At 66.0% G+C, this 12,663-nt stretch carries 6 protein-coding genes; all 6 read right to left on the bottom strand.

Annotated features, from left to right (window positions below):
- Positions 1-155 precede the first annotated feature (155 nt).
- Entirely contained in the window at positions 156-1,349 is a 1,194-nt protein-coding gene (gene tuf, locus AC0699_RS03085; RefSeq protein ID WP_469769376.1) for an elongation factor Tu, read from the bottom strand.
- Positions 1,350-1,502: 153 nt separating this feature from the next.
- The gene (gene fusA / locus AC0699_RS03080) at positions 1,503-3,629 is read right to left on the bottom strand and encodes an elongation factor G (protein ID WP_469769375.1); all 2,127 of its coding nucleotides are present in this window, start codon (positions 3,627-3,629) and stop codon (positions 1,503-1,505) included.
- Between the two features lie 39 nt (positions 3,630-3,668).
- Entirely contained in the window at positions 3,669-4,139 is a 471-nt protein-coding gene (gene rpsG, locus AC0699_RS03075; RefSeq protein ID WP_006347241.1) for a 30S ribosomal protein S7, read from the bottom strand.
- 2 nt (positions 4,140-4,141) lie between these two features.
- Positions 4,142-4,513 carry a 30S ribosomal protein S12 gene (rpsL, locus tag AC0699_RS03070; protein WP_003948652.1) on the bottom strand — a complete coding sequence of 124 codons (372 nt, stop codon included), beginning with the start codon at positions 4,511-4,513 and terminating at the stop codon, positions 4,142-4,144.
- 407 nt (positions 4,514-4,920) lie between these two features.
- Positions 4,921-8,826 carry a DNA-directed RNA polymerase subunit beta' gene (locus AC0699_RS03065; protein ID WP_478654937.1) on the bottom strand — a complete coding sequence of 1,302 codons (3,906 nt, stop codon included), beginning with the start codon at positions 8,824-8,826 and terminating at the stop codon, positions 4,921-4,923.
- 128 nt (positions 8,827-8,954) lie between these two features.
- The gene (rpoB, locus tag AC0699_RS03060) at positions 8,955-12,440 is read right to left on the bottom strand and encodes a DNA-directed RNA polymerase subunit beta (RefSeq protein WP_478654936.1); all 3,486 of its coding nucleotides are present in this window, start codon (positions 12,438-12,440) and stop codon (positions 8,955-8,957) included.
- Between the last annotated feature and the right edge of the window lie 223 nt (positions 12,441-12,663).

The raw sequence follows: 12,663 nt of genomic DNA, 5'->3' as shown, positions 1-12,663 counted from the left end.
CCCGGCAGGTTCGCCCTGACAGGGCCCAGGGCGCACCGGCCCGGCAGGGACCAGCCGGGCAGGACGTACGGAAAACGCGAAGAGGCCCCGCACCTTACGGTGCGGGGCCTCCTGCTTGGTGCTCGTGAGGAGCTACCAGGTCAAACCAACAAGACTTACTTGTTGATCTTGGTGACCTGGCCGGCGCCGACGGTCCGGCCACCCTCACGGATGGCGAACTTGAGGCCCTCCTCCATGGCGACCGGCTGGATCAGCTGGACGGTCATGGAGGTGTTGTCGCCCGGCATGACCATCTCGGTGCCCTCGGGGAGGGTCACCACGCCGGTCACGTCCGTGGTACGGAAGTAGAACTGCGGGCGGTAGTTGTTGAAGAACGGGGTGTGACGGCCACCCTCATCCTTCGACAGGATGTAGGCCTGGGCCTCGAACTCGGTGTGCGGCGTGACCGAACCGGGCTTGATGATGACCTGGCCGCGCTCGACGTCCTCGCGCTTGATGCCACGGAGGAGCAGACCGACGTTCTCACCGGCCTGGCCCTCGTCGAGCAGCTTGCGGAACATCTCGATGCCGGTGACCGTGGTGGTGGTCTTCTCCTGCTTGATACCGACGATGTCGACGGTCTCGTTGACCTTGAGGACACCACGCTCGATACGGCCGGTGACGACGGTGCCACGACCAGTGATCGTGAAGACGTCCTCGATCGGCATCAGGAACGGCTTGTCGACGTCACGCTCGGGCTGCGGGATCGCCTCGTCGACGGCGGCCATCAGGTTCAGGACCGACTGGCCCCACTCCTTGTCGCCCTCGAGCGCCTTGAGCGCCGAGACCTTGACGACCGGCAGGTCGTCGCCCGGGAACTCGTACTCGGAGAGGAGCTCACGCACCTCGAGCTCGACGAGCTCCAGGATCTCCTCGTCGTCCACCATGTCGGCCTTGTTCAGGGCGACGACGATGTACGGAACGCCGACCTGGCGGGCCAGGAGCACGTGCTCCTTGGTCTGCGGCATCGGGCCGTCGGTGGCGGCGACCACGAGGATGGCGCCGTCCATCTGGGCGGCACCGGTGATCATGTTCTTGATGTAGTCCGCGTGACCGGGGCAGTCGACGTGGGCGTAGTGACGCGACTCGGTCTGGTACTCGACGTGCGCGATGGAGATGGTGATACCGCGCTGGCGCTCCTCAGGAGCCTTGTCGATCTGGTCGAAGGCCGAGGCCTCGTTCAGGTCCGGGTACGCGTCGTGCAGCACCTTGGTAATGGCGGCCGTGAGGGTCGTCTTACCGTGGTCAATGTGACCGATGGTGCCGATGTTGACGTGCGGCTTAGTCCGCTCGAACTTCGCCTTCGCCACTGGGGTCCTCCTGTGGAGTGGTTCTGTACGCCTTACTCATCGGCGCCAGGGTGATCTTTGCTGGATTGCCGTCCGCCGGGGCGAGCCTCACGGGTTCGCGGGGAAACGCCCCGACGGATACGGCGTCAAGCCTAAAGCGTGTACTCGGGTGAGTTACTCGCCCTTGGCCTTCGCGATGATCTCCTCGGCGACGTTCCGCGGAACCTCGGCGTAGGAGTCGAACTGCATCGAGTAGCTTGCGCGACCCGAGGTCTTGCTGCGGAGGTCGCCGACGTAGCCGAACATCTCCGACAGCGGCACCAGGCCCTTGACGACACGGGCACCGGCACGCTCCTCCATGGCCTGGATCTGGCCACGGCGGGAGTTGATGTCACCGATGACATCACCCATGTAGTCCTCGGGCGTGGTGACCTCAACGGCCATCATCGGCTCGAGGAGCACGGGGGACGCCTTGCGCGCGGCCTCCTTGAAGGCCTGCGAACCGGCGATCTTGAAGGCGAGCTCGGAGGAGTCGACCTCGTGGTAGGCACCGTCGAGAAGCGTGACGCGGACGCCCGTCATCTCGTAGCCGGCCAGGATGCCGAACTGCATGGCCTCCTGCGCACCGGCGTCGACCGAAGGGATGTACTCCTTCGGGATACGACCACCGGTCACCTTGTTCACGAACTCGTACGCGGCGTCGCCGCCCTCGATCGGCTCGATCGCGATCTGCACCTTGGCGAACTGACCGGTACCACCGGTCTGCTTCTTGTGGGTGTAGTCCACGCGCTCGACGGCCTTGCGGATCGTCTCGCGGTACGCGACCTGAGGCTTGCCGACGTTGGCCTCGACCTTGAACTCGCGCTTCATCCGGTCGACCAGCACCTCGAGGTGAAGCTCGCCCATACCGCCGATGACGGTCTGGCCGGTCTCCTCGTTGGTGTGCACCTGGAAGGAGGGGTCCTCCTCCGCGAGACGCTGGATGGCGACACCCAGCTTCTCCTGGTCGCCCTTGGACTTGGGCTCGATCGCGACCTCGATGACCGGCGCCGGGAAGTCCATGGACTCCAGGATCACCGGGTTCTTCTCGTCCGCGAGCGTCTCACCGGTGGTGGTCTGCTTCAGGCCCATGACGGCGACGATGTCACCGGCGCCCACCGACTCGATCTCCTCACGCTTGTTCGCGTGCATGCGGTAGATCTTGCCGATGCGCTCCTTGCGGCCCTTCACGGAGTTCAGCACGGCGGTGCCGGACTCCAGACGGCCGGAGTAGATGCGCACGAAGGTGAGCTTGCCGAGGTGCGGGTCGCTCATGATCTTGAACGCCAGCGCCGACAGCGGCTCGTCGTCGGACGGCTTGCGCTTGACGACCAGGTCCGCGTCCTTGACGTCGTGGCCCTCGATGGCCTCGATGTCGACGGGCGACGGGAGGTAGCGCACGACCGCGTCGAGCAGGGGCTGAACGCCCTTGTTCTTGAACGCGGTGCCACAGAACACCGGGGTGACCGTGGTGCCCTTGCCCTTGCCGGAGGCGATGGTGATACGACGGATCGCGGCGTACAGCTGCTCCTCGGAAGGCTCCTGGCCCTCCAGGTACAGCTCCATGATCTCTTCGTCGTTCTCGGCGACGGCCTCGACGAGCTTGCCGCGGTACTCCTCGGCAGCCTCGGTGTGGGTGGCCGGGATGTCGACGACGTCGTACATCTCGCCCTTGGCAGCCTCGGCGGACCAGACCAGGGCCTTCATGCGGACCAGGTCGATGACGCCCTTGAAGTCGGCCTCGGCACCGATCGGGAGCTGCATGACGATCGGCTGCGCACCAAGGCGGTCGCTGATCATGTCCACGCAGCGGTGGAACTCGGCACCGGTGCGGTCGAGCTTGTTGACGAAGCAGATACGCGGAACGCCGTAGCGGTCCGCCTGACGCCAGACGGTCTCGGACTGCGGCTCGACGCCGGCGACGCCGTCGAACACCGTCACGGCACCGTCGAGCACACGCAGGGAACGCTCCACCTCGACGGTGAAGTCGACGTGACCCGGGGTGTCGATGATGTTGATGGTGTGGTCGACGTCCTCGAGCGGCCAGTGACAGGTCGTCGCGGCGGACGTGATCGTGATGCCGCGCTCCTGCTCCTGCTCCATCCAGTCCATCGTGGCAGCGCCGTCGTGGACCTCACCGATCTTGTAAGACACACCGGTGTAGAACAGGATGCGCTCGGTGGTCGTCGTCTTGCCCGCGTCGATGTGGGCCATGATCCCGATGTTGCGGACCTTGGCCAGGTCAAGCGAAGTGGTGGCCATAAGGCTCAGTCTTCTCTCGGTTCTCGATGTGGGTAGCGACTACCAGCGGTAGTGCGCGAAGGCCTTGTTGGACTCGGCCATCTTGTGCGTGTCCTCACGCTTCTTGACCGAAGCGCCGAGGCCGTTCGAGGCGTCCAGCAGCTCGTTCATGAGGCGCTCGGTCATGGTCTTCTCACGGCGGGCGCGGGAGTAACCCACGACCCAGCGCAGCGCGAGGGTGGAGGCGCGACCGGGCTTGACCTCGATCGGCACCTGGTAGGTGGCGCCACCGACACGGCGGGACTTGACCTCGAGAGACGGCTTGACGTTCTCGAGGGCGCGCTTCAGCGTGATGACCGGGTCAGCGCCGGTCTTCTCGCGGAGGCCTTCCATGGCGCCGTAGACGATGCGCTCAGCGGTGGAACGCTTGCCGTTGAGCAGGATCTTGTTGATCAGCGAGGTCACCAGAGGAGAACCGTAAACCGGGTCGATGATGACCGGGCGCTTCGGGGCGGGGCCCTTACGAGGCATTCTTACTTCTCCTTCTTGGCGCCGTAGCGGCTGCGGGCCTGCTTGCGGTTCTTGACACCCTGGGTGTCGAGGGAACCGCGGATGATCTTGTAGCGAACACCCGGCAGGTCCTTCACACGGCCACCACGCACGAGCACGATGGAGTGCTCCTGCAGGTTGTGTCCCTCACCCGGAATGTAGGCCGTGACCTCGATGCCGGAGGTCAGACGCACACGCGCGACCTTACGGAGGGCCGAGTTCGGCTTCTTCGGGGTGGTCGTGAACACACGCGTGCAGACGCCGCGACGCTGGGGGGAACCCTCCAGTGCGGGCGTCTTGTTCTTCTCGACCTTGTCCTGCCGGCCCTTACGGACCAGCTGCTGGATCGTAGGCACTACTTCTCCGGTTTCTGTGTGCCGTTAGTAAAGCTAACCTGGAACGTCGCCGACCCACGCGGTCGGGTGTGTCGAATGCTGCAGACTCCCGCCGCAAGGCGGAAAAGCGCAGAATTACGGTGGCCGGTCTTGGCTCGCTGTGCGGTTGAGGACACGCACATGAGCCCAGGCACACCCCAGGCACAAGGTCTGAGCGTACCTACCTCACCGAGTTCGGTCAAAACAAATGCAAGCGGGCCCGACACGCAGGTACGCCACCAGGATGCCCCCAAGCGCCCCGGACCGCCGTACGAGCGCCACAAGCCCCCTCTCTCGGGCCCGCACAAGGCCGGAAGGCCGGAACAACGCCGAAGGGCGGCCACCCCGTACGAAACGGAGTGGCCGCCCTTCGTCAGACGTCGTACGCCTTACTGGTTGTACGGACCGTAGTCGTAGTCCTCCAGCGGAACGGCCTGGCCGGAGCCCGTGCCGAACGGCGAGTAGTCGATGTCGTCGTAGCCGACGGCCGAGTACATCGCGGCCTTGGCCTCCTCGGTCGGCTCGACCCGGATGTTGCGGTAGCGGGACAGGCCCGTACCGGCCGGGATGAGCTTACCGATGATGACGTTCTCCTTGAGGCCGATCAGGGAGTCCGACTTGGCGTTGATCGCCGCGTCGGTCAGAACCCGGGTCGTCTCCTGGAAGGACGCCGCCGACAGCCACGACTCGGTGGCGAGCGAGGCCTTGGTGATACCCATCAGCTGCGGACGGCCGGAGGCGGGGTGACCGCCCTCGGTGACCACACGACGGTTCTCGGTCTCGAACTTCGAGCGCTCCACGAGCTCGCCCGGCAGCAGCTCCGCATCGCCGGACTCGATGATCGTCACACGGCGCAGCATCTGCCGGATGATGATCTCGATGTGCTTGTCGTGGATCGACACACCCTGCGAGTTGTAGACCTTCTGGACCTCGCCGACCAGGTGGACCTGGACGGCCCGCTGGCCGAGGATGCGCAGCACGTCGTGCGGGTTGGTCGCACCGAAGGTGAGCTTCTGGCCCACCTCGACGTGGTCGCCCTCGCGCACCAGGACCTTGGCGCGCTTCGAGATCGGGAACGCCGTCTCGTCGCTGCCGTCGTCCGGGGTGACGATGATCTTCTTGGTCTTCTCGGTCTCCTCGATCCGCACGCGGCCGGCGGCCTCGGAGATCGGGGCGACACCCTTCGGGGTACGGGCCTCGAAGAGCTCGACGACACGCGGCAGACCCTGGGTGATGTCGTCACCGGCCACACCACCGGTGTGGAAGGTACGCATCGTCAGCTGGGTACCGGGCTCACCGATGGACTGGGCGGCGATGATGCCGACCGCCTCACCGATGTCGACCAGCTTGCCGGTGGCGAGCGAACGGCCGTAGCAGTACGCACACGTACCGACCGCGGACTCACAGGTCAGGACCGAGCGGGTCTTGACCTCCTCGACACCCGCGCCCACGAGCGCGTCGATGAGCACGTCACCGAGGTCGACGTTGGCCGGCGCGATGACCTTGCCGTCCACGACGACGTCCTCGGCGAGCATCCGCGCGTACACGGACGTCTCGACGTCCTCCGCCTTGCGCAGGACACCGTCGGCGCCGCGCTCGGCGATCCGCAGCTTCAGACCGCGGTCGGTGCCACAGTCCTCCTCGCGGATGATGACGTCCTGCGAGACGTCGACCAGACGACGCGTCAGGTAACCCGAGTCGGCGGTACGCAGAGCGGTGTCGGCGAGACCCTTACGGGCACCGTGGGTGGAGATGAAGTACTCCAGCACGGACAGGCCCTCACGGAACGACGCCTTGATGGGACGCGGGATCGTCTCGTTCTTGGCGTTCGACACCAGACCACGCATACCGGCGATCTGACGCATCTGCATCATGTTTCCACGAGCACCCGAGTTGACCATCATGAAGATGGGGTTGGTCTTCGGGAAGTTCTCGTTCATGGCCTCGGCAACCTCGTTGGTCGCCTTGGTCCAGATCGCGATGAGCTCCTGCGTGCGCTCGTCCTTGGTGATCAGACCGCGCTCGTACTGCTTCTGGACCTTCTCGTCCTGGGCCTCGTAGCCCGCGACGATCTCCTTCTTCGCCTCGGGAACGACGACGTCGGAGATGGCCACGGTGACACCGGAACGGGTCGCCCAGTAGAAGCCGGCCGCCTTCAGGTTGTCGAGCGTCGCCGCCACGATGACCTTCGGGTAGCGCTCGGCGAGGTCGTTGACGATCTCGGAGAGCTGCTTCTTGCCGACCGAGTAGTCGACGAACGGGTAGTCCTCGGGCAGCAGCTCGTTGAAGAGCGCGCGGCCCAGGGTGGTCTTCAGCCGGAAGCTGTCACCCTGCTGCCACGGCGTCGAGTCGTCGCCCTCCTCCGCGACCGGCGGGGTCCAGCCACGCGGCGGGACGGTGCCGATCGGGAAGCGGATGTCGACCTTCGCCTGGAGCGAGAGCTCCCGGGCGTCGAAGGCCATGATCGCCTCGGCGGTGGAGTTGAACGCACGGCCCTCGCCGCGCACCTCGCGCTCCTCCTCGTCCGTGGTGAGGAAGAAGAGGCCCAGCACCATGTCCTGGGTCGGCATGGTGACCGGTCGGCCGTCGGCCGGCTTGAGGATGTTGTTCGAGGACAGCATCAGGATGCGGGCCTCGGCCTGCGCCTCCGCGGACAGCGGCAGGTGCACGGCCATCTGGTCACCGTCGAAGTCCGCGTTGAACGCGGTGCAGACGAGCGGGTGGATCTGGATGGCCTTGCCCTCGACCAGCTGCGGCTCGAAGGCCTGGATGCCGAGGCGGTGCAGCGTGGGCGCACGGTTCAGCAGCACCGGGTGCTCGGCGATGACCTCTTCGAGGACGTCGTACACGACGGTGCGGCCGCGCTCGACCATGCGCTTGGCGCTCTTGATGTTCTGCGCGTGGTTCAGGTCGACCAGGCGCTTCATCACGAACGGCTTGAAGAGCTCCAGCGCCATGGCCTTGGGCAGACCGCACTGGTGCAGCTTCAGCTGCGGGCCGACGACGATGACGGAACGCGCCGAGTAGTCGACTCGCTTACCGAGCAGGTTCTGACGGAAGCGACCCTGCTTGCCCTTCAGCATGTCGCTGAGGGACTTCAGCGGGCGGTTACCGGGACCGGTGACCGGACGGCCGCGGCGGCCGTTGTCGAACAGCGCGTCGACGGCCTCCTGGAGCATCCGCTTCTCGTTGTTCACGATGATCTCGGGGGCACCGAGGTCGAGCAGACGCTTCAGACGGTTGTTCCGGTTGATGACCCGGCGGTACAGGTCGTTCAGGTCGGAGGTCGCGAAGCGGCCACCGTCCAGCTGCACCATCGGACGCAGGTCCGGCGGGATCACCGGGACGCAGTCCAGCACCATGCCCTTGGGGCTGTTGCTGGTCTGCAGGAAGGCGGAGACGACCTTGAGGCGCTTGAGCGCACGGGTCTTCTTCTGGCCCTTGCCGGTACGGATGATCTCGCGGAGGCGCTCGGCCTCCTCCTCCAGGTCGAAGGACTCCAGGCGCTTCTGCAGCGCCGCGGCACCCATCGAACCGTCGAAGTACGTGCCGAAGCGGTCACGCAGCTCGCGGTAGAGCAGCTCGTCGCCCTCCAGGTCCTGGACCTTGAGGTTCTTGAAGCGGCTCCACACCTCGTCGAGGCGGTCGATCTCGCGCTGGGCGCGGTCGCGCAGCTGCTTCATCTCACGCTCGGCACCCTCGCGCACCTTGCGGCGCACATCGGCCTTGGCACCCTCGGCCTCGAGCTCGGCCAGGTCGGCCTCGAGCTTCTTGGCGCGGGCCTCCAGGTCGGCGTCGCGGCGGTTCTCGATCTGCTGGCGCTCGACGGAGACGTGGGCCTCCAGCGAGGGCAGGTCGCGGGTGCGGCGCTCCTCGTCGACGTACGTGATCATGTACGCCGCGAAGTAGATGACCTTCTCCAGGTCCTTCGGGGCGAGGTCGAGCAGGTAGCCCAGCCGCGACGGAACGCCCTTGAAGTACCAGATATGGGTGACGGGAGCGGCCAGCTCGATGTGGCCCATCCGCTCACGGCGCACCTTGGCGCGGGTGACCTCGACGCCACACCGCTCACAGATGATGCCCTTGAAGCGGACGCGCTTGTACTTGCCGCAGTAGCACTCCCAGTCCCGGGTAGGACCGAAGATCTTCTCGCAGAAGAGTCCGTCCTTCTCGGGCTTCAGGGTGCGGTAGTTGATGGTCTCGGGCTTCTTGACCTCGCCGTGGGACCACTGACGGATGTCGTCAGCGGTGGCCAGGCCGATCCGGAGCTCGTCGAAGAAGTTGACGTCGAGCACTATGCGTCAATCCCTCTCAGGGTCGTGTCTCAATCAATGGTCTGATGGGGGCCCCTCCACGCCCGCAGGGCGTAGGGGGAGGGTCCGGGGACAGCCGGGGCTCCTCGTGGAAGCCCCGGCCAAGCCCGTCAGACCTCTTCGACGCTGCTCGGCTCTCGCCTGGACAGGTCGATACCGAGCTCCTCCGCGGCGCGGAAGACGTCCTCGTCGGTGTCGCGCATCTCGATGGACATGCCGTCCGAGGACAGCACCTCCACGTTGAGGCACAGGGACTGCATCTCCTTGATGAGCACCTTGAAGGACTCGGGGATGCCGGGCTCGGGGATGTTCTCGCCCTTGACGATGGCCTCGTAGACCTTCACGCGGCCGGTGACGTCGTCGGACTTGATGGTCAGCAGCTCCTGGAGGGCGTACGCGGCGCCGTAAGCCTCCAGCGCCCACACCTCCATCTCACCGAACCGCTGGCCACCGAACTGAGCCTTACCACCCAGCGGCTGCTGGGTGATCATCGAGTACGGACCGGTCGACCGGGCGTGCAGCTTGTCGTCGACCAGGTGGTGGAGCTTGAGGATGTACATGTACCCGACCGAGATCGGGTCCGGGAACGGCTCGCCGGAGCGGCCGTCGAACAGCCTCGCCTTACCGGTCGGGAGCACCATGCGCTCGCCGTCCCGGTTCGGGATGGTGTGCTGGAGCAGACCCGCGAGCTCGTCCTCGCGCGCACCGTCGAAGACCGGGGTCGCGACGTTGGTGCCCGGCGCGACCTGGTCCGCGCCGATGGACTGCAGGCGCTGGGCCCACTCGTCGGCGAGGCCGGAGACGTCCCAGCCGCGGCTGGCGAGCCAGCCGAGGTGGATCTCCAGGACCTGTCCCGGGTTCATTCGGGACGGGACACCCAGCGGGTTGAGGATGATGTCGACCGGGGTGCCGTCCTCCAGGAACGGCATGTCCTCGATCGGCAGGATCTTGGAGATGACGCCCTTGTTGCCGTGACGGCCGGCGAGCTTGTCACCATCGGTGATCTTGCGCTTCTGCGCGACGTACACGCGCACCAGCTGGTTCACACCGGGGGGAAGCTCGTCGCCCTCCTCGCGGTCGAAGACGCGGACGCCGATGACCTTGCCGGTCTCGCCGTGCGGCACCTTCAGCGAGGTGTCACGGACCTCACGGGCCTTCTCACCGAAGATCGCGCGGAGCAGGCGCTCCTCCGGGGTCAGCTCGGTCTCACCCTTCGGGGTGACCTTGCCGACCAGGATGTCGCCGGCGACGACCTCGGCACCGATACGGATGATGCCGCGCTCGTCGAGGTCGGCGAGGACCTCCTCGGAGACGTTCGGGATGTCCCGGGTGATCTCCTCGGGGCCGAGCTTGGTGTCACGGGCGTCGACCTCGTGCTCCTCGATGTGGATCGAGGAGAGGACGTCGTCCTGGACGAGGCGCTGCGACAGGATGATCGCGTCCTCGTAGTTGTGACCCTCCCACGGCATGAACGCGACCAGCAGGTTCTTGCCGAGCGCCATCTCACCGTTCTCGGTGGCCGGGCCGTCGGCGAGGACCTGGCCCTCGACGACCCGGTCGCCCTCGGCCACGACGACCTTCTGGTTGACCGAGGTGCCCTGGTTCGAGCGGGAGAACTTGGCGACGCGGTACGTGGTGTACGTGCCGTCGTCGTTGGCGACGGTGACGTAGTCGGCCGAGACCTCCTGGATCACACCGTCCTTCTCCGCCTTGATGACGTCGCCGGCGTCGGTGGCACAGCGGTACTCCATGCCGGTGCCGACGAGCGGGGCCTCCGCCTTGATGAGCGGAACGGCCTGGCGCATCATGTTCGCGCCCATGAGGGCACGGTTGGCGTCGTCGTGCTCGAGGAACGGGATCATGGCGGTCGCGACCGACACCATCTGGCGCGGCGAGACGTCCATGTAGTCCACGTCCGACGGCGGCACGTAGTCGACCTCGCCGCCACGACGGCGAACGAGCACGCGGGGCTCGGAGAAGCGCAGGTCCTCGCCCAGCGCGGCGTTGGCCTGCGCGATGACGAAGCGGTCCTCCTCGTCGGCGGTCAGGTAGTCCACCTCGTCGGTGACCTGGCCGTCGACGACCTTGCGGTACGGCGTCTCGACGAAGCCGAACGCGTTGACGCGGCCGTACGAGGCGAGCGAACCGATCAGACCGATGTTCGGGCCTTCGGGGGTCTCGATCGGGCACATGCGTCCGTAGTGGGACGGGTGCACGTCTCGGACCTCGAAGCCCGCCCGCTCACGGGACAGACCGCCGGGGCCCAGCGCCGACAGACGGCGCTTGTGGGTCAGGCCCGACAGCGGGTTGTTCTGGTCCATGAACTGGGACAGCTGGCTGGTGCCGAAGAACTCCTTGATGGAGGCGACGACCGGCCGGATGTTGATCAGGGTCTGCGGCGTGATCGCCTCGACGTCCTGGGTGGTCATGCGCTCGCGCACGACGCGCTCCATACGAGCCAGACCCGTGCGGACCTGGTTCTGGATGAGCTCGCCGACGTTGCGCAGACGACGGTTGCCGAAGTGGTCGATGTCGTCGGTCTCGACGACGATCTGCGTGCCGTTCTCGCCGACCGTCTCGACCTCACCGGCGTGCAGCTTGACCAGGTACTTGATGGTCGCGATGACGTCGTCGGTGGTGAGCACGCCGGCGTCCAGCGGCTCGTCCGCGCCGAGCTTCTTGTTGACCTTGTAGCGGCCGACCTTGGCGAGGTCGTAGCGCTTCGGGTTGAAGTACAGGTTCTCAAGAAGGGTCTGCGCGGCCTCGCGCGTCGGGGGCTCGCCCGGGCGCAGCTTGCGGTAGATGTCGAGCAGCGCGTCGTCCTGGCCCTGGGTGTGGTCCTTCTCCAGGGTGGCGCGCATCGACTCGTACTCGCCGAACTCCTCGAGGATCTGCTCGGTGGTCCAGCCGAGCGCCTTCAGGAGGACGGTGACGGACTGCTTGCGCTTGCGGTCGATGCGGACACCGACCATGTCGCGCTTGTCGATCTCCATCTCCAGCCAGGCACCCCGGGACGGGATGATCTTGGCGGAGAAGATGTCCTTGTCGGACGTCTTGTCGATGGAGGAGTCGAAGTAGACACCCGGCGAGCGGACCAGCTGCGACACCACGACACGCTCGGTGCCGTTGATGACGAAGGTGCCCTTGTTCGTCATGAGCGGGAAGTCGCCCATGAAGACCGTCTGGGACTTGATCTCACCGGTCTCGTTGTTGGTGAACTCGGCCGTGACGAAGAGCGGCGCGGCGTACGTGAAGTCGCGCTCCTTGCACTCGTCGATCGAGTTCTTCGGGGGCTCGAAGCGGTGGTCGCGGAAGGTCAGCGACATCGACCCGGAGAAGTCCTCGATCGGAGAGATCTCCTCGAAGATCTCCTCCAGACCGGACTTGGTGGGGACGTCCTGTCCGGACTCCAGAGCCGCCTCGACACGAGCCTTCCAGGCGGCATTGCCGAGCAGCCAGTCAAAGCTCTCGGTCTGCAGCGCGAGGAGGTTCGGAACCTCGAGGGGCTCCTTGATCTTTGCAAAGGAGATGCGCAGCGGGGCGGTGCTTGCGCCGTTGTTCGTATTCGCGGTCGAGGCGTTGCGCGAGGCGGCCAAGAGGGGGTCCTTCCGAGGGCTCGGACTCACTACGCGCGTACCGGTCCCCAGCCGGGCACGGAGACAGACGGCTCCTGATTTGGTCAAATGGCCAGGTCAGGGCTATTCGGTCAACGATGCTCGTGCGAGGGTATGCCCCTGGTGACGGGCAGGGGGCAGCTAACAGGCAGCGCAAAGGGTCAGTGTAGCCACTTGGCCCACTGATGTCCAGGGCGGGTTTTCC

This window comes from Streptomyces sp. NPDC043870 (assembly GCF_056435785.1).
This window is presented reverse-complemented; position numbering and strand designations above follow the sequence as displayed.